18 protein-coding genes and 1 tRNA gene are annotated in these 26,026 nt (G+C 68.2%); 5 read left to right on the plus strand and 14 right to left on the minus strand.

Annotated features, from left to right (window positions below):
• Positions 1 to 37 precede the first annotated feature (37 nt).
• A complete protein-coding gene (locus tag MC375_RS10835; protein ID WP_242103415.1) occupies positions 38 to 2,953 on the plus strand; it encodes a TonB-dependent receptor in 2,916 nt (971 codons plus the stop codon).
• Between the two features lie 102 nt (positions 2,954 to 3,055).
• On the opposite strand, the gene MC375_RS10840 is transcribed toward MC375_RS10835, so the two are convergent.
• Complete coding sequence (locus MC375_RS10840; protein WP_242103416.1) at positions 3,056 to 3,802, minus strand: FadR/GntR family transcriptional regulator; 747 nt, start codon at positions 3,800 to 3,802, stop codon at positions 3,056 to 3,058.
• 276 nt (positions 3,803 to 4,078) lie between these two features.
• On the opposite strand from MC375_RS10840, the gene MC375_RS10845 reads away from it, so the two are divergent.
• Both MC375_RS10845 and MC375_RS10850 read left to right on the plus strand, forming a co-directional pair.
• Positions 4,079 to 4,594: a DUF1579 family protein gene (locus MC375_RS10845; protein ID WP_242103417.1), complete on the plus strand. Its 516-nt coding sequence runs from the start codon at positions 4,079 to 4,081 to the stop codon at positions 4,592 to 4,594.
• Between the two features lie 23 nt (positions 4,595 to 4,617).
• Complete coding sequence (locus MC375_RS10850; protein WP_242103418.1) at positions 4,618 to 5,145, plus strand: GNAT family N-acetyltransferase; 528 nt, start codon at positions 4,618 to 4,620, stop codon at positions 5,143 to 5,145.
• Between the two features lie 258 nt (positions 5,146 to 5,403).
• On the opposite strand, the gene MC375_RS10855 is transcribed toward MC375_RS10850, so the two are convergent.
• The 3 genes from MC375_RS10855 to xseA form a co-directional block, all read right to left on the minus strand.
• Positions 5,404 to 8,004 (minus strand): TonB-dependent receptor, encoded by a 2,601-nt coding sequence (locus MC375_RS10855; RefSeq protein WP_242103419.1) that lies wholly within the window; start codon positions 8,002 to 8,004, stop codon positions 5,404 to 5,406.
• A 288-nt stretch (positions 8,005 to 8,292) separates the two neighbouring features.
• The gene (locus MC375_RS10860; protein WP_242103420.1) at positions 8,293 to 9,723 is read right to left on the minus strand and encodes an aldehyde dehydrogenase family protein; all 1,431 of its coding nucleotides are present in this window, start codon (positions 9,721 to 9,723) and stop codon (positions 8,293 to 8,295) included.
• Positions 9,724 to 9,918: 195 nt separating this feature from the next.
• Positions 9,919 to 11,262, minus strand: a complete 1,344-nt coding sequence (xseA, locus tag MC375_RS10865) for an exodeoxyribonuclease VII large subunit (protein WP_242103421.1) — start codon at positions 11,260 to 11,262, stop codon at positions 9,919 to 9,921.
• Between the two features lie 181 nt (positions 11,263 to 11,443).
• Between xseA and ispG the strand changes: the two genes are divergently transcribed.
• Positions 11,444 to 12,736 (plus strand): flavodoxin-dependent (E)-4-hydroxy-3-methylbut-2-enyl-diphosphate synthase, encoded by a 1,293-nt coding sequence (gene ispG / locus MC375_RS10870; RefSeq protein ID WP_242103422.1) that lies wholly within the window; start codon positions 11,444 to 11,446, stop codon positions 12,734 to 12,736.
• Complete coding sequence (locus tag MC375_RS10875; RefSeq protein ID WP_242103433.1) at positions 12,693 to 13,433, plus strand: phosphatase PAP2 family protein; 741 nt, start codon at positions 12,693 to 12,695, stop codon at positions 13,431 to 13,433. Before ispG ends, MC375_RS10875 begins: the two co-directional genes overlap by 44 nt.
• A 19-nt stretch (positions 13,434 to 13,452) precedes the next feature.
• Here the strand turns inward: MC375_RS10875 and MC375_RS10880 are convergent, their stop codons facing one another.
• The 10 genes from MC375_RS10880 to MC375_RS10925 all read right to left on the minus strand — a co-directional run bounded on the left by MC375_RS10880 (position 13,453) and on the right by MC375_RS10925 (position 25,900).
• The gene (locus tag MC375_RS10880) at positions 13,453 to 14,322 is read right to left on the minus strand and encodes a DMT family transporter (protein ID WP_242103434.1); all 870 of its coding nucleotides are present in this window, start codon (positions 14,320 to 14,322) and stop codon (positions 13,453 to 13,455) included.
• A 159-nt stretch (positions 14,323 to 14,481) separates the two neighbouring features.
• Entirely contained in the window at positions 14,482 to 15,528 is a 1,047-nt protein-coding gene (gene murB / locus MC375_RS10885; RefSeq protein ID WP_242103423.1) for a UDP-N-acetylmuramate dehydrogenase, read from the minus strand.
• 26 nt (positions 15,529 to 15,554) lie between these two features.
• Entirely contained in the window at positions 15,555 to 16,613 is a 1,059-nt protein-coding gene (locus tag MC375_RS10890) for a quinone-dependent dihydroorotate dehydrogenase (RefSeq protein WP_242103424.1), read from the minus strand.
• A 215-nt stretch (positions 16,614 to 16,828) separates the two neighbouring features.
• Positions 16,829 to 18,364, minus strand: coding sequence for an aldehyde dehydrogenase family protein (locus MC375_RS10895; protein WP_242103425.1), 1,536 nt, complete (start codon positions 18,362 to 18,364; stop codon positions 16,829 to 16,831).
• Positions 18,365 to 18,477: 113 nt separating this feature from the next.
• Positions 18,478 to 18,554, minus strand: a tRNA-Arg gene (locus MC375_RS10900).
• Between the two features lie 38 nt (positions 18,555 to 18,592).
• Positions 18,593 to 20,413, minus strand: coding sequence for a carboxypeptidase regulatory-like domain-containing protein (locus tag MC375_RS10905; RefSeq protein WP_242103426.1), 1,821 nt, complete (start codon positions 20,411 to 20,413; stop codon positions 18,593 to 18,595).
• Positions 20,410 to 22,650 carry a DUF4175 domain-containing protein gene (locus tag MC375_RS10910; protein WP_242103427.1) on the minus strand — a complete coding sequence of 747 codons (2,241 nt, stop codon included), beginning with the start codon at positions 22,648 to 22,650 and terminating at the stop codon, positions 20,410 to 20,412. The genes MC375_RS10905 and MC375_RS10910 overlap by 4 nt, the downstream gene beginning before the upstream one ends.
• On the minus strand, positions 22,647 to 23,876 hold the full coding sequence (locus MC375_RS10915) for a BatA domain-containing protein (RefSeq protein WP_242103428.1): 1,230 nt from the start codon (positions 23,874 to 23,876) through the stop codon (positions 22,647 to 22,649). The genes MC375_RS10910 and MC375_RS10915 overlap by 4 nt, the downstream gene beginning before the upstream one ends.
• Positions 23,877 to 23,911: 35 nt before the next feature.
• On the minus strand, positions 23,912 to 24,826 hold the full coding sequence (locus tag MC375_RS10920; protein ID WP_242103429.1) for a DUF58 domain-containing protein: 915 nt from the start codon (positions 24,824 to 24,826) through the stop codon (positions 23,912 to 23,914).
• A 63-nt stretch (positions 24,827 to 24,889) separates the two neighbouring features.
• Positions 24,890 to 25,900 carry a MoxR family ATPase gene (locus tag MC375_RS10925; protein ID WP_242103430.1) on the minus strand — a complete coding sequence of 337 codons (1,011 nt, stop codon included), beginning with the start codon at positions 25,898 to 25,900 and terminating at the stop codon, positions 24,890 to 24,892.
• Between the last annotated feature and the right edge of the window lie 126 nt (positions 25,901 to 26,026).

Consider the following 26,026-nt stretch of genomic DNA (forward strand, 5'->3'; position numbering starts at 1 on the left):
TAAAGAAATGTCCATGCCAACCCCGGAGAGAAAACAGATGAAATCCGCCGTCTTATGGTCTGCTGTGCGCGTCGCGCTGGTTGGGTTGGGATGCGCGACTGCGTGTCCGTTCGCGTTCGCGCAAGCTGCCGCTACGGCATCCGGCCAGGAACCGGCCGCTGCTCCGGACGATGCGTCGCAGACATCTCCCAAGCCGGAGGGTGCCACCGCGGAGGCGGGTCAACCGCAGTTCGACGACGTGCAGGACATGAGCGAGGTCGTCGTGACCGGGCAGCGCGCCTCGCTGCGCCGCGCGCAAGCGATCAAGCAGAACGCCGCCGGCGTGGTCGACGCGATCTCCGCCGAAGAGGCCGGCAAGTTCCCAGACCAAAACGTCGCCGACTCGCTGCAACGGGTGCCCGGTGTCTCGGTCAACCGTACCGGCAGCGGCGAGTCCAGCCAGGTCACGGTGCGCGGCCTGGGGCCGCAGTTCGTCAACGTGCTGGTCAACGGCCGTTCGATCGTGTCGGATGCGGAGAACCGCGGCTTCAACTTCGACACCCTGCCTTCGGAACTGATCAGCACCGCCGAGGTGTACAAGACCAGCGCCGCCGACATCGTCGATGGCGGCATCGGCGGCACCATCAACATCCGCACCGCGCGGCCGCTGGACAACGAGGGCTTTCATTTCGCCGGATCCCTGAGTGCGCTCAACGACAGCATGGAAGGCGGCCTGGACGACAAGTCCACTCCCAAGGGTTCGTTCTTCCTCAGCCACGCCAACGCCGATCAGACCTTCGGCTGGCTGCTGTCGGGCATGTACTACGAGCGCAAGCACCGCAGCTACCAGGTCAATCAGCAAGGCTGGTACGTCTCCGATCTGACGGACCCTGCGGTGCTTGCGAGTCTGCCTCCAGCCTTCCACAGGCTGCGCGAGCAAGGTGTGGAGGAGGTGGCGACGCCGGAAACCACGATCGGCAACTACACCACCATCGATTCGGTGCGCAAGGGCCTGAGCGCGGCGATCGACTGGAATCCGAGCGATTCGCTGAAGCTGAAGTTCGATGCCATGTACTCGAACTACGAGTCCGACCAGTTGCAGCACGGCCTGGGGTTTTACGGCAATACCAACGACATCACCGATATCGAAGTGGATGACAACGGCACCGCCACCGAATACACCCGCGGCGATACCGGCATACTCGCGACCGATTACATCGTGTCCACGCTTCCGCGCGATGCGAAAGTATTCCAGACTGGAATGAACCTGGCCTGGCAGATCGACGACACCACCACCCTGGAAGTGGACCTGTCGCGCGCCAAGTCGTGGAACAAGTACGACAGCGGCGACTCCTACCGCGTGGTGGGCACCCGCAACATCGGCTATGTGCCGCACTGGACCAACCCCGGCGGCGGCGGATTCCCCTACTACAACTACGACGCGCTTACGCCCAGCGACGCCATATCCAACCTGTACTCGCACTGCTGCGGCATGGGCGGCGATCATCGGACCAACCGGCTCGACGAGGTCAAAGCGAATCTGACCAAGTCCTTCCTGGACGGCCCGTTGGCGCAGCTGAGCTTCGGTGCGCTGGCGTCCAACCGCTCCACCCGCTTCATCGACATGGGCGTGGATGACGCCATGAGCCTGTGCGCCTTCTACTGCGGCTACAACGCCACCACGCCGGCCGATGCCATCGGTGCCTACGTGTTCGATGCGGGCAACTGGTTCGGCGGCCACTCGCAAGGCTTCCCGGCCCAGTGGGTCAGCTACGACCCGGACATGTACATGGATTACCTGACCACGCCGGAGTCCTACATGCAGTTGCAGGGACTGAAGACCGACGAGGAGATCGCCGCCTTCGTGGCGGCACTGGAGGCCAACGGTGGCGGCTGGGCGACCCACCCGATCCAGCGGAGCTACTGGCAGGTCAAGGAAAAGACCTCGTCGTTCTACGTCAAGGCCGATTTCGAAGGCACGATGCGAGATATGCCCTGGCACCTGGACCTGGGCTACCGTTACATCAAGACAGACACCGTGTCCTCCGCTTTCGTAGCGCCGCTGCTGGACGTCCGGGTCAATCCCACCGATACCAGCAATGCCATCGGCACCTTTGGCGAGCCCGTCCTCACCCGCGCCGAGGGAAGTTACGACTACTGGTTGCCGTCGGCCAACTTCAGGCTGAACCTGCGCGACGACCTGGTCTTCCGCCTGAACGCGTCAAGGACGCTGACCCGTCCGGAGCTTTCGCAGCTGCGGGTCTCGGCCGGCTACAACTTCCGGCCCAACAACCAGACGGTCAGCACCGGCAATACCAATCTCAAGCCCTACCTGTCTGAGAACTTCGACATCGGTCTGGAGTGGTATTTTGCCGATACCAGCTACGTCGCCGTGGGCGCATTCTTCAAGAACATCAGCAATTTCACCACTACGGTCGACACTCAGGTCGAGATCCTGGGCTTCCCCTTCACCCAGACCTTGCCGGTCAACCTCAACGAGGCCAAGGTCGAGGGCCTGGAGTTCACCTACAACCAGCAGTTCACCGGCCTGCCAGCGCCCTTCGACGGGTTCGGCACGGCTTTCAACTACACCCACGTCAAGAGCGATGCCTCGATCGACGAGGCGATCCTGTCCGGCGCCGGACGCTTCGCCATCCCCGGAATCGGGGATTCGGCCAACCTGAGCCTGTTTTACGAAAAGGGACCCTGGCAGGCGCGCCTGGCCTACAACTGGCGCGACGAATGGCTGTCGTGCCTGTCCTGCGGTTCCGGCTCGCAGCCCGAATACACCAAGGCCTACGGGCAACTGGACATGAGCGCGGCCTACAGTCTCAACGACCACTTCTCGGTGTTTGTGGAAGGCACCAACCTGACCCGCGAGGAACGCGAGGGCTACATGCTGTACGAGAACCGCCCGACTTTCATCAATTTCGAAGGCAGGACATACACCTTCGGGGTGCGCGCAAAGTGGTAGCGACCGGTCCCCGGCGCGTGCGCCGGGGACATGCGCCCGGCCGTGACGGGCGGTCGGGCTGCGCACCGCGCCCGATCGCATCCTGATCCTAGGAATGGCCGGCTAACGCGAACGGGCAGGGCGTTTGCTCTTCCTGTCCTTTCTTTCCGCCGCGGAGATCAGCGCCAGCGCTTCGGTGATGATCTGCGCCATCGCCGAGCTGGCTTTTTCCGCGTCGCCGGATTTGATGGCGTCGAATACGCGCCGATGCGCGGGGATGCTGGGCGAGCCCTTGATGCGGTTTGTCAGCCGGATCGAAAACTTGAGCGCGGTATGGATGAATTCGTCGAGCTGGAGGTAGAACGGGTTCTCGGTGGCCTCCAGTATCGCAACGTGGAAGGCGATGTCCGCGGCGAGGTGGTCGCCATCGCCGCGCCCGGCCGCGACCATGCGCTCGAGCCCGATCTCGATCCCGCGCAGGGTCTGGGGAGTCGCGTATTTCGCCGCGAGCGCAGCGGCGGCGGTTTCCAACCCCAGCCGCATCTCGGTGAAATGACGCAGAAGTTCGTAAGAGAACTTGCGTTCCAGCATCCAGCGCAGCACATCCGGATCGAGCAGGCTCCACCGTTCCTGGGGCTGGGTGACGATTCCGCTGCGGGGCCGCGTCGAGATCATGCCCTTGGCGGTGAGCATCTTCACCGCCTCGCGGGTCACGCTACGGCTGGTTCTGTGGCGTTTCGAGATCTCCGCTTCGCTGGGGAACTTCTCTCCGTCGAATTCCCCCGAGACGATCGCTTGACCCAACGATTCGAGCAGTTGGTTGGTCAGTGTCATGCGGCCGGGAAGCCGGGACCTGGTGGTGACTGTCATCCAAGCAACCTCGTTGCCGTAGCATCCGGCCGCAGTTGCCCGGATGATGCCATGGCGCGGCACGGGCTTCAGCGACGGCCGGACGAGCACCGTGAAGGGCGTGCTTCCGCCGGGTTTCCCGGCGTTGGCCGGCGGCGAGATGGGTTGCCAGTGGTGGCAGGGATGATGCAGCAGGCTGCGGCCGCGAGCGGAGCTGCCTTCGGAGTTGTCCGGTCAGGCAACGCGTGCCGCGGCAATGGGGTTAAAGTCGCCTGCGGCGCAGCCGGAGGACAGGGCATGGGCAAGGCAGAGTTCGAGCAATCCCTGGCCAGCGGCCGGCACCAGGTGCTGGCATCGATGAGTGGCAATTGGGAGGGAGCGACCCGTGTCTGGTTCGAGCCTGACCAGCCGCCGGTGATGGACGTGCGGCAACGCGGCACGCTGCGCAGCGTGCTCGGTGGCCGCTTCCTGCTGCACGAATACCGCTACGGCGAAGGCGAGCAGGCGGGCGAGGGCATTGCCCTGTACGGACTGCACCTGGACGAGGACGCGTACGAAGCGGCCTGGGTGGACAGTTTCCACACCGGCAGCGCGATCATGTTTTCGACGGCACACGCAGATGACAGCGGATTCAAGGCGCTTGGCAGCTATGGCGATGGCCAGGGCGGCCCGCGCTGGGGCTGGCGCACCGAGATCGCCCAGCCAGCCGCCGACGAACTGGTCATCACGATGTTCAACATCACGCCAGACGGTGCGGAAGCCAGGGCAGTGGAGACGCGTTATGGCCGCGTCATGCGCGTAACCAATGGCTGAGCTGTTTGATTTGGGCACTAGCAATGGAACTGCGTACTGCTGAGCGACCGGATATCCCAGCTCTTGGCGAGCTCATTGAAGTCTCCGGTCACGCCTTGAGTATCGGCTACTATTCGCCGGAACAAGCAGACGCGATCACTCGCCACGTATTCGGCGTCGACACCCAGCTGATTGATGATCAGACCTACTTCGCCATAGAACACGAGAACCGTATCGTTGCCTGTGGTGGCTGGAGCAAGCGGCGTACGCTGTTCGGCGGGGATCAAACCAAGACCGGATCGGACCCGCTGCTTGACCCGGCCACGGAGCCCGCCCGCATTCGTGCGTTCTTTGTGCATCCTTCCATGGCGCGTCGTGGCTTGGGGCGCCAACTCATGACCGCGTGCGTGGCGGCATCAAAACAGGCTGGCTTTAGTTCGTTGGAGCTGATTGCCACCATGCCAGGCGAGCCACTCTACCTGGCGTCCGGATTTGTCGTACTTGAGCGTTTCGACCTGGATCTGCCTGGTGGCATCCATGTGCCAGTTTCCCGCATGAGAATGGCGATATAGGGGACTGGTGGAGCCCGCAAGCTCCGCCGCTAGCGCGGCGGCTTTCGCCCAGCCAGCACAACCCGGGTCGCGGAGTTCGATCAGGGCGTATTCGGTATCCGATCGGCGTGGCGACCGAAACTGATCTGCGGGAGCGGCCTTTGATCCTGCACTGGACGGAGCGTAATCGCGACCAGGGCCGCCCCCACGAAAGGTCGCTCTCACAGATGCGAGAAGCCCCGCCGAAGCGGGGCTCTCGTTGCGGCTGCACAGCTGCGATCAGAACTTGTAACCCACGCGTGCGTAGTAGAACCCACCGTTGAATCCATATGGCGCATGCACCGGGTACTGCGCGCCGGCGACGCCGCCCCAGGGGTTGTCCTCCGGCACCTTGTCGAACAGGTTCTGCGCGCCGACGTTGAAATACAGGCCGGACGCGAACCGCCAGCCTACTTCCGCATCCACCGTAACCGCGCTGTCGCCGTAGATCGGCAGGCCGCCGTCCTCGATCGCCACGACGTCGCTGTCCAGGTGATCCTCGTAGAACGAGCCGTAGTAGTTCACGCGCAGGTTGGCCTGGAACACCTCGCGCTGGTGGTTGATGCTGAAGTAGCCCTTGGTGCTGGGCAGCGATTCCTCCAGCTTCTTGATTCGCGCCTCGCTGATGATGCCCGGGGTGAAATCGTCCACTTCGGTCTCGTTCCAGTTCGCGGCCAGCGAATAGGTGGTGTCGCCGCCGAAGTGTTCGGTGGTCCAAGTCGTGACCAGGTCCACGCCGGTGGTGGTGGTGTCGAAGTCGTTGACGAAGAAGCCCACCCGGCTAAGCGACGCCAGGTCCGGGCGGCCGCGGGCGATGAGTTCGTCGCGTTGCGCCTGGGTCACGTCGAAGTCCGTGCTGCGGGCAATGCGGTCCTGCACCTCGATGCGGTAGGCATCGGCGGTGACCAACCAGTCGCCGCTGTTGAACACCAGGCCCAGCGATGCGTTCTTCGATTCCTCCGGCTGCAGGGGCTCGGCGCCGGGGAACAGGCCTTCGAGCAACGCCGGCGGCAGCGTCGCGGTGTCGCGCAGCTCGCCATCGATGAAGGCGGTGGTGACTTGGCTGACGTTGGCCTGGCCGGGCGTGGGCGCACGGAAGCCGGTGCTCACCGCGCCGCGCAGGGCGAAGCTGTCGGTGAAGTCGTAGCGGCCGGTGAGCTTCCAGTTGGTGGTGCCGCCGAAGTCGCTGAAGTCCTCATGCCGCACTGCCGCCGCCAGCCGGAACGCGTTGGTGAACTGGGCCTCGGCATCGACGTAAACCGCCCAGTTGTCGCGGTTGAACGTACCCACCGTGCCCGGCGCGAAGCCGGGAAAGCCGTTGGAGCCGATGCTGAAGCCCTGCTCGGTTAGCGGACCGATGGCAGTGGACGGAGTGTCGCCGCCTTCGATCTCGAACTTCTCCTCGCGCCACTCCGCGCCCATCGCCAGCGCCAGCGGTGCCACGGTGAAGCCGGTCTCGACATCCTTGCCGACATCGAAGTTGAAATTGGTTTCGGTCTGGACGTTGCCGCCCGGCTCGAACCGCCCGCCGTCCGGCTGTACCGGCCCGGTCGAGGCGTTGACCGTATTGAGCATGAAGAAATCGATCTGGTTGCGGCCCCAGGACCCGCTCAGGTCCCAATGCCAGCCGTCGCCCCACATGCCCTTGACCCCAGCGACCACCGAGGCGTCCTTCATCAGCCCGCCGAAGCTCGGGGTGAAACCGCCGGGCAGTTGCGACAGGAAGGTGAAGCAGTTCGCCGGCAGCGCATCGACCTGCGGACCTACGACCGAATACGGAATCAGGTTGCCGTCGGCATCGCGCAGGGCGATGGTCGGGCAGGCGCCGCCGTCCAGCGAGCCGACCAGCAGGGACTGGCCGCCGTCGTTCGAATATACGCCGCCGCGGTTGGTCGGGTTGCGGTAGTAGAAGCCGCCGGTGACCTCGCGCCTGGCCAGGTTGCCGAACAGATAGGTTTCCACGTTCTCGCCGGAAATGCCCAGGTTGTAGACGAACTTCAGGTCCTCGTTGACCTCCGGCGAGCCCCAGATCTGCGCCGGATCCTGTACGTCGGGATAGCCGGCCGCAGCGACCGCCGCGGCATCGTCGCGCTGAACGCTGCGCGAAGTGGCATCGGCCTTGCGCGATTCGAAGGTGAAGGTGGCGAAGCCGTCCGAAGTCAGCGGCATGCCGAGTTGTGCGCTGGCCTGGCGGGTGAAACCGTCGCCCTCGTATTGCTGGCCGGCGAAGGCCTCGACCGTGCCGCCCTCCTCCAGCCGCTTCAAGCCGAAGTTGATCACGCCGGCGATGGCATCCGACCCGTACTGCGCTGCTGCGCCGTCGCGCAGCACCTCCACCTGCTCCAGCGCCAACGACGGGAACACCGAGATGTCCGGCCCCTGCGAGCCGTCGGACAGGCCGTGGCCGAGGAAGGTGATGACCGCAGCGCGGTGGCGGCGCTTGCCGTTGACCAGCACCAAGGTGTTGTCCGGCGGCAGCCCGCGCAGATTGGCTGGGCGGATCAGGGTGGCGGCATCGTCGATCGGGATGGTGCTGACGTTGAACGAGGGAACCAGCGTGCGCATCTTGTCCAGCACGTCGACCGAGGGCTGGTTGTGGAATTCCTCACCGCCCAGGATGTCGATCGGCACCGACGAGCTGGCCTCGGTGCGTGGTTTGGTGCGCGAGCCCAGTACCGACACGACGTCCAGGGTCGTGGTCTCATCGGCTTGGCTGGCCGGCGGGGGCGCCGCTGCCTCCTGTGGCACGGGAGCATCCTGCGCCTGCGCCAGCGTTGAGAGGGCAAGCATCAGTCCCAGGCTCAGAGCGGATCGGGTGAAGCGGGCGGACGGCGTTGGCATGGATTTGCTCCGTAGGTATGAGTAGGCACGCTCACGCGTCGCTCCCATGGACGTGCGTTGCGCTGCCATGGACGTGACGTTCCGGAGCCCCCGCCGAGGTTTGTAGCACGCTAGTCATATATCCGGGAGAGGGAATTTCGCCTGCAAACGTTTACAGTCGAAAAAAAAAAGCGCCTGTAGCCGTGGTGTGCCCAGGCGCAGGCGCCCTTGCCCGGCCATGCGCGGCGCATCGGCGTGCGCACGGCGCACGCGACGGTCGCGAATGGGGATGGCGGGTCGAGACCCGCCCTACGGGGTGCGGATTACCAGCAGCCGCGGTTCGGTCATATCCTCGATCGCGTAACTCACCCCTTCGCGTCCGAGGCCAGACTGCTTCACGCCGCCATAGGGCATGTTGTCGACACGGAAGCTGGGGACGTCGCCGACGATCACGCCGCCCGCTTCGATCCGGTCCCAGGCGCGCATCGCGTGGGCGAGATCGGCGGTGAACACGCCGGCCTGCAGGCCGAAGTCGCTGTCGTTGACCCGGGCGATGGCATCGTCGAAGTCGTCGAACGCCTCGATGCAGGCCACCGGGCCGAAGGCCTCCTTGCGGTAAAGGTCGGCGTCGTACGGCACGTTTTCCAGTAGCGACGCGGGCAGCATGTTGCCCTTGCGCTTGCCGCCTGCGAGTTGCCTTGCTCCGGATTTCAGCGCGGCCCTGACCCAGCTGTCGACGCGCCTTGCGGCGTCCTCGTCGATCATCGGCCCGATGAATACCTTCTCGTCGCGCGGGTCGCCCATCTTCAACTTGCCAACCGCCGCAGCGAGCCGCTTCACCAGCTTCGGGTAGACCGCACGATGCGCGTAGATCCGCTGCACGCTGATGCAGCTCTGGCCGGACTGGTAATAGGCGCCGAACACCAGGCGTTCGACCAGCGCGTCCAGCGGCCGGCCGGGATCGGCGTCCACGATGCAGGCCGCGTTGCCGCCCAGTTCCAGGGTCACTTTCTTGCGGCCCGCGCGGGCCTTCAGGTCCCAGCCGACCAGGCCGCCGGTAAAGCTGAGCAGGGCGATGCGCTCGTCTTCCACCAGCAGGCTGGCATCTTCGTTGGAGCACGGCAGGATCGAGAACGCTCCCTTCGGCAGGCCCGTCTCCGCCAGCACCTCGCCGATGATCAAGGCGCCGACGGGCGTTTTCGCCGCGGGCTTGAGCACGAACGGGCAGCCCGCGGCGATCGCCGGCGCGACCTTGTGCGCCACCAGGTTGAGCGGAAAGTTGAACGGAGTGATGAAGGCGCAGACACCGATGGGGACCCGCCGGGTCATGCCTCGGTAGCCACGGGTGCGCGGGGAAACCTGCAGCTCGATCACCTCGCCGCCGATGCGCGTCGCTTCGCCGGCGGCGATGCGGAAGGTATCGATCAGCCGGGTGACTTCGCCGCGCGCATCCCGGATTGGCTTGCCGGCCTCGATGCACAGGGCCAGCGCCAGCTCCTCCTGGCGTTCGCTGAATCGGCGCACGCAATGTTCGAGCACGTCACGGCGCGCGTCGGGTGTGAAAGCAGCCATCGCCTCGCGCGCCTTGTGCGCGGCGACGATGGCCTTGCGTACTGCCACCTTGTCGGCGAACGCCACGCGTGTGGCGCGCTTGCCGGAGTACTTGTCCAGCACCTCGAGATCGGTGTTCGCCGGGAATGGCTTGTTGGCAAGGTAATACGGGTAGGTCTTCTTGAGCATGCAAGTCTCCGTGGACGCATGTTTGCAGCATCGCCGTTAAGCGCGTCTGCAGGAGCGCCGCTGTGGCGCGACGCCTCAGTTACCCGTGGGAGCGGTCTTGGCCACGATTGTTTCTTCCGGGTACGGATTGAAAGACGAAAGCATTCGCGGTCAAGGCCGCTCCCACTCCAATGCGATCGGGCCGAAGCGGCGCTCCTACAGGAGCTCGCCTTCGACGCGGACCCCCAGCACGCCATCCTGGAGCCGTGCTTCGAGCCTGTCGCCAGGCGAAGCTTCGCCGACCTTGCGCACCACGCGGCCATCAGGGTGCTGGAGGATGGCGTAGCCGCGGGCGATGGTGGACAGCGGACTGACCGCTTCCAGCGAACGGGCGAGGTTGCGCAGGCCCAGTGCCTCGCCTTGCAGGCGACGGGCGATCGCGGCCTGGGGTCGCGTGCGCAGCGCGATCAGGCGCTGGCGCAGCAGCGCGAGCCGGCGTTCGGGGTGACAGGCGCGCAGCACCGCGTCGGCATGCCGCAGCCGCGCACGCGCGGCGTCCAGCCGACGTTGCACCCCTGCCTGCAGGCGGCGCGCGGCGTCGTCCTGGCGACGACACAGCAGGGCGAGCCGCGCCTGCGGCCGGGCAGCCTGCAGGCGCAGCACCGCGCGGTCCGCGCGCTGGGCGAGCTGACGCAGGCGATCCGCCTGCAGGCGATGCATGCGCCGCTGCAGCCCCAGCAGCTGCGTGGTCAGGTCGGCGCGATGCGGCACCAGCAGTTCGGCGGCCACCGAAGGCGTAGGCGCGCGCAGATCGGCGGCGAAATCGGCCAGGCTGAAGTCGGTTTCGTGGCCGACGGCCGAGACCACCGGCACCGGCGAGGCGGCGAGCGCCCGCGCCAGCTGTTCGTCGTTGAAGGCCCACAGGTCCTCCAGCGAACCGCCGCCGCGCGCAAGCAGCAGTATGTCGTAGCGTTCCGAAGCGATCGCGCGCGAAAGCATGCCGCGGATCTGCGCGGCGGCGGTCTCGCCCTGCACGGGCACCGGCAACACGTCGACCTCGACCAACGGGAAACGCCGCGCCAGCACGCTCAGCACATCGCGCACCACCGCGCCGCTCGGTGAGGTGATCAGGCCGATGCGGCGCGGGAAGGCGGGCAAGGGCCGCTTGCGTGCATCGTCGAACACGCCGTCGGCGGTCAGCCTGGCCTTGAGCGCGTCGAACGCGCGCCGCAGCGCGCCTTCGCCGGCTTCCTCCATGTGATCGAGCACCAGCTGGTAGTCGCCGCGCGCCTCGTACAGGGTCAGGCGGCCGCGCGCGAGCACCCTTAGGCCCTCGCGCGGCTGGAACTTCAGCCATGTGCTCTTGGGCCTGAACATGGCGCAGCGCACCTGCGCGCGTTCGTCCTTGAGGGTGAAGTAGAGATGGCCGGATGCGGGTTTGGAGACGTTACCCAGTTCGCCCTCGACCCAGATCAGCGGGAATGCGCCTTCCAGCAGGTCGCGGGCCAGGGTGTTGAGCTGGCTGGGGGTCAGCACTTCCCCGGTCGGAGCATCGGTCATCGGGTGATTGTAGGGCGGGCCCAGGCCCCCATCGCCCGGCCTCGAACCTGGACACCCCTGCACGGCCCCGTCGCGAGGGTGGAATCGACGCCAGGCCAAGGCAGGCCGGAAACAGGCGCACGCGAATGCGGGATCGCCGCGATCCGCGAAGGCGGGCCCGGGCCCGCCCTACAATGTGCGGATGTCCGCAAGCCCGCAGCACACGCCCAGCCTGATCCATTCGCTTGCCGAGTGGACCTACGGCCCCGCGCCGCGGCGCAGGACGCGCCAGGTTTCGGTTGGCGGGGTCAAGGTAGGCGGCGATGCGCCGGTGGTGGTGCAGTCGATGACCAACACCGACACCGCCGACGTCGCTTCGACCGCGAAACAGATCGCCGAGCTGTGGCGCGCCGGTTCCGAACTGGTGCGGATCACGGTGAATACCGCGGAAGCCGCCGCCGCGGTCCCGCGCATCGTCGAGCGCCTGCGCATGCAGGGGCTGGAGGTACCGGTGATCGGCGACTTCCACTACAACGGCCATCAGTTGCTGGCGAACGAGCCGGCCTGCGCCGAGGCGCTGGCCAAGTACCGGATCAATCCGGGCAATGTCGGCTTCGGCAAGAAGCGCGACACCCAGTTCGCGCAGCTGGTGGAATTCGCCATCCGTTACGACAAGCCGGTGCGCATCGGCGCCAACTGGGGTTCCCTGGACCAGGCGCTGGCGGCGCGGCTGATGGACGAGAACCACGCGCGCGCCGAGCCCTGGGACGCGGGTCGGGTGATGCGCGAGGCGCTGATCCTCTCGGCGCTGGACTCGGCGCATCGTGCCGTCGAACTGGGGCTTCCCGCCGATCGCATCGTGCTCAGCGCCAAGGTCAGCGGCGTGCAGGAGCTCATCGCGGTCTATCGCGACCTGGCCTCGCGTTCGGATTTCGCCCTGCACCTGGGCCTGACCGAGGCCGGCATCGGCAGCAAGGGCATCGTCGCTTCCAGCGCTGCGCTGGCCGTGCTGCTGCAGGAGGGCATCGGCGATACGATCCGCATTTCGCTGACGCCCGAACCTGGGCAGGCGCGCACGACCGAGGTGGTGGTGGCGCAGGAGCTGCTGCAGACCATGGGGCTGCGCGCGTTCACGCCGATGGTCACCGCGTGCCCAGGCTGCGGCCGCACCACGTCGGAGTTTTTCCAGGAACTGGCGAAGGTGGTGCAGGAACACGTGCGCGCGAAGATGCCGCTTTGGAAGATCAGCCACCCGGGCGCGGAGAACCTCACCCTGGCGGTGATGGGCTGCGTGGTCAACGGACCGGGCGAATCGCGCCATGCCAACATCGGCATCTCGCTGCCGGGCACCGGCGAGGCTCCAGCCGCGCCGGTCTTCGTCGACGGTGAAAAGAGCGTCACCTTGCGCGGTGAGAACATCGCCGTCGAATTCGTCGCGTTGATCGATGACTATGTCGAGCGGAAATTCCGGTCCGGCGCCGCACCGGGCCCCTGAGGTCGTCGCGAAAACCGTTTCCGTCGCAAAGGCGGAAACCCGGGCCGGCGAGGCCTTCCTGCAGCGCCACGGCGGACGCTTGCTGCTGTTGTTCGCCGGCCTGCTGTTGCCGCTGTGGGGCTTCGCCGAGCTCGCCGACGAGGTGCGCGAGGCGGAAGCGTTTCCCTTCGATGCGCCGATCCTGCAGCTCGCGCGCGCCATGGCGCGGGAGGGATTCGACCGCTGGTTCCTGCTGTTCTCGGCGATCGGCTACCAGTACGGCGTGGTGCCGTTCGACGTCGCGCTGGTGGCGGCGCTGGCGTGGCGACGGCGCTTCCGCGAAAGCATCTTCGCCGCCGCGGCGCTCGGCGGCTCGGCGCTGTTGAACCTCGCCACCAAGCAATTCTTCGCGCGCGAGCGGCCAAGCCTGTGGGAATCGATCTCGCCCGAGGCGAGCTTCAGTTTTCCCAGCGGCCATGCGATGGGCTCGATGACCCTGGCGGCGGTGCTGGTCCTGCTGGCCTGGCACACGCGCTGGCGCTGGCCCACGCTCGGCGCGATGGCGTTCCTGGTGGCGATGGTGGGCCTGTCACGCATCTATCTGGGCGTGCATTACCCCTCCGACATCCTCGCCGGCTGGACCGCTGCGTTGGTGTGGGCGGTGGGCTGTTACGGGCTGGCGTTCTACGGCCACCTGCGCCCGTGGGGCGAACGCTGAGCGCGGACGAGCGCTTCGTTCATTCGCCGGGTTTGACCGCCTCCACCGGCGCGCTGGTCGCCGCCCGGCGCGCCAGTTGCGCCTCGCGATGCGCGATATAGGCATTGGCGGCGAAGATGATGCCGGCGCCGAGGACGGTCCAGCGGCTGATCGCCTCGTCGAACAACAGCCAGCCGGCGAAGGCGACGATCGGCAGCTGCATGAAGCTGATCGGCGTGAGCGCGGAGACATCGCCCAGCTTCAGCGCGCGCGTCCACAGCAGCTGGCCGCCGGTGCCCATCACGCCGGTGGCGATCACCCAGAGCCAGGCCATGCCCTGCGGCCATTCCCACACCGCCAGCGCCGGCAGCAGCGAAATCGGCACCCAGAACAGATAGGTCCACAGCACGATCGTGTCGGCGGTGTCGATGCGCGAGAGCTGCTTGATCTGGATCGCGACGACCGCGCTGAGCACCGAGGCAGCCAGCGCGACCAGGCTGCCGAGGCTGAACTGCGTGCTGCCGGGTTGCACGATCACCAGCACGCCGATGAAGCCGATCGCCACGGCCGCCCAGCGGCGGGCGCGCACCTGTTCGTGCAGGAAGATGACCGCGGCGATGGTCACGAACAGCGGGGTGGAATACGACAGCGAGACCGCCTGCGCCAGCGGCAGGTTGCCGATCGCCCAGAAGCCGCACAGCATCGACGCGACCCCGATCGCGCTGCGCAGGAAATAGCGCGGCAGCTGGGTCGTGCGCAGCGACGCGAGCATCCGGCCGCGCAGCAGCGGCAGCAGTGCCAGCAGCCCGAACAGGTTGCGGAAGAATGCGACTTCGTAGGTGTCGAGCAATTCCGAAGCCAGACGGATGGTCACCGCCATCAGGCCGAAGAACACCGTGCTGCCGAGCATCAGCAGCGCCGCGCGGGCGTGGGAGGCGGACGGGGAGGGTGGCACGTTGTGTCTCTTGTTCAACGAGGCGGTTCGTGGGAGCGGCCTTGGCCGCGATTGCTTTTCGCGGGAGCCATCAGGAGCATTCGCGCGCGAGCGCGCTCCCACGCGGTGGGGGACTCACCATTGCGCACCGACGATGCGCGGTTCGGGTTCGAGCGATACGCCGAAGCGGGATTGCACCGATGCGGCGACGTTGCGCGCGAGCCCGAGCAGCTCCGCGCCGCTGGCGTTTCCATGGTTGACCAGCACCAGCGCGTGCTGGTCGGCAATGCCGGCATCGCCTTCGCGCCGGCCCTTCCAGCCGCACTGGTCGATCAGCCAGGCCGCCGACAGCTTGCGCGTGTCGTCACGGTCGCCGCGAAACACCGGCAGCGACGGATGCGCGGCCTGCAGCTTGGAAGCGAACGCCACGGGCACGATCGGGTTCTTGAAGAAACTGCCGGCGTTGCCGATCCGCGCCGGATCGGGCAGCTTGCGGCGGCGGATGCGGATCACAGCATCGGCCAGCTGTCGCGGCGTGGGGCTGGCGATGCCCATGGCTGCGAGTTCCTCGCCGAGCCCGGCGTAGTCCAGATTGAGCGCAGGCTTGCGCGGCAGTTCGAATTCCACCGCGGTCACGATCCACGCATCGGCCTGTTGCTTGAACATGCTGTCACGGTAGGCGAAGCGGCAGGCGTCGCGGTCCAGGCGCAGCAATCGCCGGCTGGCGCGTTCGAAACCGATGACGGCGTGCACGGATTCACCGACTTCCACGCCATATGCACCGATGTTCTGGATCGGCGCCGCGCCCACGGTGCCGGGAATCAGAGCCAGGTTCTGCAGACCCGAGAGGCCCTGCTCCAGCGTCCACATCACGAACGGGTGCCAGTCGGCACCGGCCTGGGCGCGGACGATCGCGACATCGGCCCGGTCGTGCAGGAGTTCGACCCGGCGGCCGGTGAGCGCGAGCAGTGTCTGCTGCGGATCCGCGGCGAACAGCAGGTTGCTGCCGCTGCCCAGCACCATGGATCCGGTGTCCGCCCAGCCGCGGCCGAAGATCTCGGGCAGGGCGTCGGCGTCGTCGACTTCCAGCAGCAGCGGCGCATGCACGCGCACGCCGAAGGTATTGCGCGTGCGCAGGTCGGCGTTCTCGGTGCGGCGCACGCCGCGGACGGGATCGGTCATGTCACCGGTCAGCCTACAAAACCAGCCTACAGAACCGGGATGTTGCCGCGGCTGGGCCATTCCTTGCGTCGCCGGACCGCGTCGATGCATTCGTCGATGATCTGCGGGCCGCGGTAGATCAGGCCGGTATAGAGCTGCACCAGCTGCGCGCCCGCCGCCATCTTCTTCGCCGCGTCCGGGCCGCCGAGGATGCCGCCCACGCCGATCAGCGGAATCGCTTCGGGAAGGCGCGTACGCAGCATGCGCAGTACCGCGGTGGACTTGTCCATCAGCGGTGCGCCAGACAGGCCGCCGGTCTCGGCGGAGAGCGGATGGTCCTGGACCGAGATCCGGGACACCGTGGTGTTGGTGGCGATCACGCCGTCGACCTGCAGGTCGCCCAGCACGCGCGCGCATGCGTCGATATCGTCGTCGGAAAGATCAGGCGAGACCTTGACCAGCATCGGGACGCGCTTGCCGTGCTGCGCGCCCAGGCGTTCCTGCGCTTCGCGCAGGGTGCCGACCAGGCGGCGCAGGGCCTGTTCCTCCTGCAGTTCGCGCAGGCCGGCGGTATTGGGCGAGGAGATGTTGATGGTCACGTAGTCGGCCAGCGGGTAGACCCGCTCCAGGCACACCAGGTAATCGCGTTCGGCCGATTCGTTGGGCGTGTCCTTGTTCTTGCCGATATTGATGCCCAGCAGCCCATCGCCCTTGCGGCGCGCGCGGCCCACGTTTTCGACCAGCGCGTCGACGCCATCGTTGTTGAAGCCGAGCCGGTTGATGATCGCCTGGTGCTGCGGCAACCGGAACATGCGCGGCTTTGGATTGCCCTCCTGCGGACGCGGCGTGACCGTTCCGACCTCGATGAAGCCGAAACCGAGACCGAGCAGCGCATCGACATGCGCGCCGTTCTTGTCCAGGCCCGCCGCTAGCCCGACCGGGTTGGGAAAGTTCAGGCCGAACGCGCGGGTCGGGAAGGCCTGCGGCCTGCGCGCCAGCAACGGGGTCAATCCCAGGCGATAGGCGGCCTCCAGCGACGACAGCCCGATCGCGTGCGCACGCTCCGCATCGAGGCCGAACAGGAAGGGACGTGCCAGGGAATACATCGGATGTGTCGTCGCAGCCGGGCGGGGGGACGGCCTTCACATTATTGCCCGAAACAGGCGGCAGGGCGGAGTTCCGCTCGTCGAAGGACGCCATTTGCTGCTGCGATCCCGACGGCCAACCCGTGGGAGCGGCCTTGGCCGCGATTGCTTCGTGCCAGTTCCAGCCTCGGCTGAGGCATTCGCGAGCGGACTCGCTCCCACCGCCATCGCTGGCGTCAGAGGTCGAACTTGATTCCCTGCGCCAGCGGCAGCGCGTCGGAATAGTTGATGGTGTTGGTCTGCCGGCGCATATACGCCTTCCATGCGTCCGATCCGGATTCGCGGCCGCCGCCGGTTTCCTTCTCGCCACCGAACGCCCCGCCGATCTCGGCGCCGGAGGTGCCGATGTTGACATTGGCGATGCCGCAGTCCGAACCCGACGCAGCCAGGAATGCCTCGGCCGCCTTGAGGTTGGTGGTGAAGATCGCCGAGGACAGGCCCTGCGGCACCGCGTTCTGCAGTTCGATCGCTTCGTCCAGGGTGTCGAACTTCATCACGTACAGGATCGGCGCGAAGGTCTCGTGCTGCACGATCTCGGCGTCGTTGGAAAGGCCGGTGACCAGGGTCGGCAGCACGAAATTGCCTTTGCGATCGGACAGCGCGGCGCCACCGCTCTCGATCGTGCCGCCGGCTGCCTTGGCCTTTTCGACGGCGTCGAGGAATGCGTCTACCGCGTCGCGGCTGTTGAGCGGGCCCATCAGGTTGGCCGGGTCGGTGGGATCGCCGATCCTCGATTCGACCTGGGCGTAGGCGGTCTTGAGCTTGCCCAGGACATCCTCGTAGATGCTTTCGTGCACGAACAGCCGCCGGGTGGTGGTGCAACGCTGGCCGGCGGTGCCGACCGCGCCGAACACGATCGCGGGGATCGCCAGTTTCAGGTCGGCGGTGGCGTCGACGATGATCGCGTTGTTGCCGCCCAGTTCCAGCAGGCTGCGGCCCATGCGGCGCGCCACGCGTTCGCCGACCGCGCGACCCACCTTGGTCGAACCGGTAAAGCTGACCAGGGCAATGCGCCTGTCGTCGACGAAGGCGGACGCCAGTTCCGAGCCGGCGTCGTTGAACAGGTAGAACAGGTCGGGGAAGCCACCCTTGCGCAGGGCTTCGTTGCAGATCTTCATCGATGCGATCGCCGACAGCGGCGTCTTCGGCGACGGCTTCCAGATCGAAATGTCGCCGCACACCGCTGCCACGAAGCTGTTCCAGGCCCAGACCGCGACCGGGAAGTTGAACGCGCTGATGATCCCGACCAGGCCCAGCGGCTGCCATTGCTCGTACATGCGGTGGCCGGGGCGCTCGGAATGCATGGTCAGGCCGTAGAGCTGGCGCGACAGGCCGACCGCGAACTCGCCGATGTCGATCATCTCCTGCACCTCGCCATCGCCCTCGGGCTTGCTCTTGCCCATCTCCAGCGCGACCAGGGAACCGAGCGCGTCCTTGTGCGCGCGCAGTGCGTCGGCGCACAGCCGGATCGCCTCGCCGCGGCGCGGCGCCGGGGTTGTGCGCCAGACCTTGAAGGCAGCCTGGGCACGCTCGACGATGAGGTCGTAATCGGCCTGCGAGGACGCCTGCACCCGGGCGAGCACGCTGCCGTCGGTGGGGTTGACCGGTTCGAGCACGCCAGCGTCGCTGGTCTTCGACCATTCGCCGTTGCCCAGGTAGGTGCCGGATTCGGTCGCGCCCAGGCCGAGGGCGGTGAGGACGGGATGAGACATGGGGGACTCCAGGAACGAGAAACGAGTAGAGAGAAACGAGGAACGAGTGGACAGGCGAGGCAAGGGTGGCGACCCACCCGTTCCCCACTCCTGTCCACTCGTTCCTGCTTCTATGGCGGCCCCGATACGATTCGAACGTACGACCTGTCCCTTAGGAGGGGACCGCTCTATCCAGCTGAGCTACGGGGCCAAGGGGCGCAATTATCGCAGGACACTGTCCGCACTGCCTCAGGAGCCGGGTTCGCCGGCGGCCATGGCCCGCAGCCCGTGGCGGGAGCGTTCGAGCCACCACAACAGGCCGGTCAGCACCAGCCAGCCCATGAACCAGGGCCAGCGCGGCCCGGTGATCAGCGAGGTGTCCGCCCCGCCGGAGGCGTCCGGTGCGCCGGCCAGCAGCCGGGTCGCGTCGCGTGTGGCAGCTGCGCGCAGCGCGGGGGCCTCGCCGGCGGCCGGGATGAAGAATGGCGTGTCCTGTCCCTGCTGGTTGAGCCGCTGCCAACCGGGCGTATCGGCCCAGAAACCGGCGCAGAGCCTGCCCCGGACTTGATCCGGGGCCGCGGGGCCAGTGCGCGGATCGACCTGCAGCCGCACGCTCCGCTGGTCCGGCGTAGCCACCAGCGCCCCGCTGCGCAGGCCGCAGGCCACGCTGCGTTCACCAGGCGGCGCGACGGTGATCGTCGGCGCGGGTTCGCCCTGCGCGGCGCGCGCGAGCACGCTCGCCAGCCGGCTCCAGAGCTCACCGTGCGCGTCCGTGCGCCCGCCCAGCGCAAGCTGGTAGCTGTCGTCGAACGCGGCGATGCCGATCCGCCCGCGGCCGCGTGCGCGCCAGACCGACAGCGGTGTGCCCGCCGCATCGGCGAGCGCCACCACGGCATCCCCGGCCGACACCTGTAGCGGGCTGCGCATGATCGTCGGCAGCGCATCCACGGCGTCGCCCGCCCGCGCGAATCCCGCGCCCAGGCGGACTTCGCGCCGCGGCACCCCGGACGTGGCGAAGCCGAGCGCGCGCAGCGTCGGGTGTTCGCCCGGACCGGCGGCGGCGGACAGGCGCAGGAGCAGGCCAAGGCCGCGATCGACCGCCGCCAGGACCGTGCCGCGCTGGCCGGCGCCCAGCGATCGCCAGCTGCGTTCGTCGACGACCAGCAGATCGAGCTTGTCGAGGGAACTAGGGGCAAGCGCGGGCGCACGGCTGGCGATCTGCAGGCCCGCGCCCAGGTCGATCCGCGTCTCCAGCGCCATGCCCGCGTCCATCGCCCAGCGGCGCAGGAATTTAAGTTCCGCGTTCGGCGCCCCGGCCAGCACCAGCATCCGCAGGCGCCGGGCAGGCAGGATCTGCACGGCGATGGCGACGCGCTCGGCGATCCGCCCGCGCCCGTCGCGCAGGCGCAAGGTGTAGCTCGCCAGTCCGGCGCTGCGCGTGCTGCCGTGCAATTCGAATCCGCCGGCATCGTCCAGGACGGCCCAATCCAGCCGTCGCCCCGCCGGATCCAGCAACTCCGCGCGTCCACCCGGCAATGCGTTCGTGCGACCGCGCACCGCGAAGCCGCGCCCGGCGGCGACGGCGCCCGGCCGTTCCAGCTCGACCAGCCCGGCGGGCAGCGGGGCGGGATGGAACCGCAGCGCGCGGCCTTGCAGGGCCTCTCGGTCGCGCTCCACCAGGCCGGCGCCGACCACGTGGATCGTGCGCGTGGCCGGGTAGCGCCGCAGCGCGGTGCTCAGGTCCGGCACCCGTTCCGCACCCCGCCAGCGTGTGGGAACCGTTCCCGCTTCGGGAAGTGCGATCACCCGGCCCGGCGTGGAGACGGATGGGGTCTTGCCGGCGTCCGCGGTCAGCACGGTCAGCGCGCCGGCAGGTGCCGGTGCTGCGGGTGGGAACAGGGTGAAGTACAGCAGGGCTGCGCTGGCGGCCTGTCCGCCCAGCAGGAAGGCCGCGCGCCAGGCCTGGGGACGCACCGTCGCGTCGGCGGCGCGCCAGCGCAGCAGCATGCGCAGCGTCGCCAGGATCACCGCCAGCGCAAGCAGCGACGCGATCATCACCGGCAGGCTCATGGACGCGCCTCGCGACCGAGCGCGTCCAGGTAGGCATCACCGATCCGCCCGGCGCGTTCGCGCGGCGCCGGGGCGGCGGGCGGGCGGGCCAGCAGCGGCCAGAGCTGCGCGCGCAGCCGGTCCCGGCAGGCCGCGCATGCCGGGTCGCGCCGCAGGGACTGGATCGCCGCCGCGATCGCCAACGGATCGCCGCCTTGGACCTCGCGGCTCGCCATCCAGCGCGCCAGTGCGTCGAGGTCGACGCGCGCTGCGGCGCCGTCCGCGGCGGGCGCAAGCGCGCGCCATGCGTTGGCGATGGTGGGATCCGGCGCCGTCGCCGCGCGCATCGGGTCCGTGCGATCTGCGAGACCCGCGCGCTCCCCACTCAGGCGCCGGCCGGGGTCGATCGGCGGCAGGTCCACGCCCACCTTCGCCAGGTAGATGCGTTCGGACTGCTGCACGCGCTTGATGAAGTCGAGCGCGCGGTAGGCGTAGGGCAGGGCGGCTTCGGGCTTGGCCTGTCGCAGGTTGACCTCCGACTGCCACATCTCGTCGAGCGCGGCGCGCAGCAGTTCGCGCGTCTTCGGGTCCAGCAAGGTCGCAGCTTCGGGTATGTCGTGGGTGTGGCCGAAACGTTCGAGCACCTGCTGTTCCTCGCCGAAGCCGGCCTGTCGCTGCGCCGGTGCGCCGTCATCGTGATCGTGGCCGTCGCCGGGCGCGTGGGTGTCCTCACCCTCGGCTGCCGCTGCCGGTTCCGGAGCATCGTGAGTGGTCGGCGCGGCCGGGTCATTGGTCGGCAGGTCGGACTCGTGTCCGGATTCTTCGGCGGGTGCGTCGCTGGTGGGCAGCTGCGGCGCGCCTTCGCTTTCCTCGCCCAGGAACTGCCCGTAGCGCAGGCGCAGCAGGCGCTGGTCCACGCCGATGGTGTCGGAACGCTGCAGGTACTCGTCCGCGGTGATGCGCGGTTTTTCTTTCAGCAGTGCTTCGGCGTCGATGATGATCTGGCGCTGGCTGCGGAAGTAGGCCGGCATCACCTTCTTCATCATCCCGTCCAGTCCGGCGGCCTGCTCCTGGACTTCGGGCGGCCAGCGCAGGATCAGGCTCGGGCTGGCCACCTCATGCGGCCTGGGCGCCTGCAGGTCGGACACCACCAGCTGCACGATCAGGTCGTCGCCCGGTACCAGCCCGAGCGCGCCCAGCGCGAAGGTATGCCCGTAGCGCCGGCGCTTGCCGGTGCCGGTACCGCGCAACGTCAGCGCCTGCTCCTTCGAGGTGATGTTCTCGCCGCTGCCCTCGGTGCGGATCACGCGCAGGCGCGCCGTGGCCGCGAGTCCGTAATCGTCTTCGGCTTCGAACGCGACCGTCCAGTTGCGCTGGCCGGTCTGCACCGTGCTGAGGGTGCTTGCCGGCTGCAGCACGCGCACGCGCGGCGCGCGATCGGCGATGGCGTCGATGCGGTGCATCTGCGGCTGGCCGTCGCGGCCCGGTTGCGCAGGCTCGACGGTGTACAGCAGGCCGCGCTCGACGCGGCGGCGCGCGCGCCAGGCGCCATCGTTGTCGCGCCGCAGCGGCAGCCGTTGTCCGTCCAGGAAGACAAGCGCGGCCTGGGCCGGCTCCGGCGCGAAGCGCAGCGTCCAGCGCAGCTCGGTGCCGACCGGTACCCGTGCCGAAAGCGCATCGATGCGACGCACGGGCAGGCCCGTGTATCCGGGCGGGTGAATTTCCAGCTGCCGCGCGATCAGGCGCGGCGGTGCGCCGCTGGACGACGCGGCGTCCGCACGCTGTGCCCCAGGGGTCGTGGTGCCCGGCTCCGATCGGGGCCACAACAGGACTGCCGACAGCGCGATGGTGGCGAGCAGGGCGGAGACCGCAAGCGCGCGAGCGTCCCATGGAATGCGCAGCTCGGGCGCGGGTCCCCGTTCGATGCGCGTCTGCAGGCGCACGCGTTGCAGCGCCGGCAAGGCACCGCTCGCCGGCTGCAGTCCGAGCAGCAAGGCTGCGCTGTCCTCCATGTCCGGTCGGCGTGCATCCAGGGTGCGGGCGAGCCAGCGCGCATCCATCGCGCGCATGCGGCGCCAGGCATGGAGCGTCGACACCAACAACACGGCCACGAGCCCAAGCCAGGCGAGTGTCGCGCCCGTTCGCCAGATCAATGCGCCGGCCACCGCGACCCAAGGCAGCGCCGCCAGCGCGATGCCGAATAGCGCGTGACGGCGCGCGCGCTGGTGCGCCTGCCGCAGGATGGCATCGGACCTCATGCGGCCTCGCTCCGGCGCCTGCCGCTGGCGAGCAGGCGCTCGAGCAGGAACAGCCCGGCGACAAGCCAGACCAGCCATGGCGCGAGCGGGCGTGGGCGTTCCGGCCAGGGATCGACTCCGGTGCGCGGCGCGTATCCGGACGCTTCGACCCGCGCAGGTTGCGCAGGTGCTTGCGCGAACAGATCGCGCAGTTGCAGCGGAAAATCGGCGTCCAGCAATCCGGGCATCGCCGCCGGCAGCAGCGGGCGTTCCAGCTTCAGCGCGCGTCCTTTTCCAAAGCCGATCGCGCGCGCCAGTGCGCCCTGGTCATCGCGCCAGACGATGGGCGCATCGCGTGGAAAGTCCGGCCACTGCGCATCATGGTCGAGCAGGACCTGGCCGCCGCTTGCAACCCAGTCCCGGATTGCATCAGGTGCAGGCCCGGGGACGAGCCATACGAGCGCCCGCGCGCCCGCGTTGAGCGGCTGGTCCGCAGGCGCGATCGACATCGCCGCGTCGAGTCGCGGTGCGCGATCGGCTGCGGGCTGGTCGGCGCGCGTCCAGGCCATGCCCGCCGCACGCAGGTAGCGCAGCGACGCGATGCGATCTGGCGCATGGCGCACCTGCAATGCGAACGGCGCGATGCGGCTACGGGCTGGAGAATTGGCATCGTCATTCGCTGGTGCCGAGACGATGCGCCAGTCGACCCGGCGACTCAGCAGCGGACGCTGCGCGTCCGCACCGTCGAGCACGGCGGGAACGAGCACGGTCAGCGGCGTGCTTGCCGGAAGCTGTGCATCGAGTTCGCGCAGCAGGCTGGCGAATGGTGCTGGCTCCGCGGAACTGGTTGCCGCCGCAGTCTTGTCGACCGGTTTCTCCGGTTCCAGCTGCGGAAACCCGGGGGCAATCCACAGCCAACGCGCGTCGCCCCCGATGGGTTGCGCGCGTGCCGCGGCGATGTCCACCCCGGGCGCCACCGCGACGCGCGGTCGGCGATCGGGTCGCCCGAACAGCACCGGCTGTGCCAGCAGCAGCGCCAGCGCGGCCAGCAGCAGCAGGCGGACCAGCATCAGCAGCAATTCCTCGAAGCGATGCCTGCGGCGCGGCTGCGGCAGCGCCTTCAGCCAGCGCAGCGCGGCGAACGGCACCACCCGTTGCTCGCTGCGGCGCGCCAGGTGCACCAGCAGCGGCAGCAGCAGCGCGGCCAGCGCGGTCAGGCCGATCGGCAGCAGCAGGAGCATGCTCATTCGAAGACGTTCACCGGACGCGATCCATCACGCACTCAGCCGCCCGGCCGTGCGAGAAACAGCTGCCGCAAAGGCGCGTCGAGCGGTTCGTCCAGCACGTAGCGGGCATGGCGGATGCCCGCGGCCGTCAGACGCGAGACCAGGGCTCGCTGCGCCGCGCCGAAGCGCTCGAGGAAATCGGCGCGTACCCGATCGCCGTCGCTAAGGACGTCCTCGCCGGTTTCCGGGTCGCGGAAGCGGTGTCCGCCGTGGAACGGGAAATCGCGCTCGCCCACGGTCAGGATCTGGATCGCCAGCACCTCGCGGCGCGCGGCGGCGAAGCGCTCCAGCAGCTGCGGCGTGGCTTCATCGAACGTATCGCCCAGTGACAGCACCAGGCTGCGCGCGCGGATCGCTTCCCAGAGCGGACGCAGCTGAGCTTCGTCCGGCCACGCGCCCGACGCCCTCAGCGCCTGCAGCGCGAGCAGGCAGCGGTCGCGCTGGCGCGGGCCGCTGCCCAGCGGCGTGACCTGCAGCCCGGCGCCGCTGATCGCGGCCAGGCCGAAGCGATCGCCCTGGCGCAGCGCCAGTTCGATGCAGCAGGCGGCCAGCGCCTTCGCGGCCTCCAGCCGCGACCAATGCGGCCGCGATTCGTCGGCCTGCGACATCGAGGCGCTGGTGTCGATCAGCAACCAGACGTCGAGCGGGCTGTCGCGTTCGGCTTCGCGCACGAAGAACCGATCGGAGCGCGCATACAGTTTCCAGTCGATCTGGCGCAGCTCGTCGCCGGGTTCGTATGCGCGGTACTGCGCGAATTCCAGGCCCGCGCCGCGGCTCGGGCTGCGGTGCAGGCCGAAGCCCTGTGCGCCGCTGGCGCGGCGCGCCGATAGCTGCAGGTCTTTCAGCCGCGCGCGCACGTCCGCCGGGATCAGGTCGGTGGGGGCGAGCTTGCTCGATTCTTGAGTAGCCATGACTGGCGTCAAGGGCAGTCGCGGCCGAGGCCGCTCCCACATCGGTGTCGCATGCCTCGCATGTCAGGCTGCCGGTGGCGGCATCGCGCGCAGCAGCGCGGCGACCACGTCGTCCGCAGTCCGGCGCTCGGCTTCGGCCACGAACGACAGCAACAAGCGGTGTCGCATCACCGGTGCGGCAAGCGCGATCACGTCCTCGCGGGTCGCGGCCAGGCGCCCGTGCAGCAGGGCCCGCGCCTTGGCCGCGAGCACCAGCGACTGTCCGGCACGCGGGCCTGCGCCCCAGCGCACCCATTGGTTGACCTCGGGCACGCCCGCGTCTGCCGATCCCGGTGGATGCGGACGAGTCGCGCGCACCAGGCGCGTGATCCAGGTCAGCAGCTCGTCGCCCAGGTGTACTTCGCGCACCCGCGCCTGCAGGCCGAGGATGGCTTCGCCGTGCATGACCCGTGGCACCTCGGGCTGCGGGCGACCGGTGGTCTGTTCGATGATGGTGCGTTCTTCCGCCTCATCGGGATAGTCGACCTTGACGTGCAGCAGGAAGCGGTCGAGCTGCGCTTCGGGCAGCGGATAGGTGCCGGACTGTTCCAGCGGGTTCTGGGTGGCGAGCACGAAGAATGGCGCGGGCAGGGCATGGGTCACGCCGGCATAGCTCACCGTGCGTTCCTGCATCGCTTCCAGCAGCGCCGCCTGGGTCTTGGGCGGGGTGCGGTTGAGCTCGTCGGCCAGCAGCAGGTTGGTGAACACCGGGCCGCGCTGGAACTTGAACATGCGATGGCCGGTGCCGTGATCCTCTTCCAGGATTTCGGTGCCGAGGATGTCGCTGGGCATCAGGTCCGGGGTGAACTGGACGCGCCGGAACTGCAGGTCCAGCGCCTGTCCCAGCGAGCGCACCAGCAGGGTCTTGCCCAGGCCCGGGACGCCTTCGAGCAGGCAGTGGCCGCCGGCCAGCAGTGCGATCAGCAGCTGCTCCACGACATCCTGCTGGCCCACGATCGCGGTCGCGATCGCATCGCGCAGCGTGGCCAGCTGCGCGAGTTCGCGCTGGATGTCGGCTTCGGTGGGGGTGTTCATCGGCATTCCATCGGTCATTGTTGTTGTAGGAGCGCCGCTTAGGCGCGATCGCAGGATGGGGCAACGCGGTCGCGCCTAAGAGGCGCTCCTACAGTGGTCAGGCGGTGTGCGCGGATATAACGAAGT

It is taken from the genome of Lysobacter sp. M2-1, assembly GCF_022662495.1.
In the GTDB taxonomy this organism is placed as follows: domain Bacteria; phylum Pseudomonadota; class Gammaproteobacteria; order Xanthomonadales; family Xanthomonadaceae; genus JAKPBU01.